Genomic DNA, 304 nt, shown 5'->3' on the forward strand with positions numbered 1-304 from the left:
TTCGGCTTGAATTTCACTAAAGGAGGTCACTACTAAATTACCAGAAAAGCGGCCTGAGTAATTTTGATATTTAAGCCCAATATGGCTGGCATCGCGCAGCGTCGCGCTGCTCATCATTAAATATGCAAGTTGGTCGTGGGTAGCAATAGAGCGTTTTAAACCTAATATGAGTCCAAGATCGCTGCCCTCATAACACTGCTGTGCATCAGTTAGTAAACCTCGATGCTGTTTAGCATTAATGAGCACATTAGGTTTGTGGAGCTCACTGCGACTGATACCATTGTTGGCAGCAATGGTGTTGGTA

The 304-nt window shown here is 44.1% G+C and carries 1 protein-coding gene; it reads right to left on the minus strand.

The genetic code is table 11. The features are described from left to right. The coding region (locus AAEY62_RS21545) for an AraC family transcriptional regulator ligand-binding domain-containing protein (RefSeq protein ID WP_350636432.1) at window positions 1-304 on the minus strand (304 nt) is incomplete at both ends.

Source organism: Pseudoalteromonas sp. GW168-MNA-CIBAN-0100 (assembly GCF_040309225.1).
In the GTDB taxonomy this organism is placed as follows: domain Bacteria; phylum Pseudomonadota; class Gammaproteobacteria; order Enterobacterales; family Alteromonadaceae; genus Pseudoalteromonas; species Pseudoalteromonas arctica.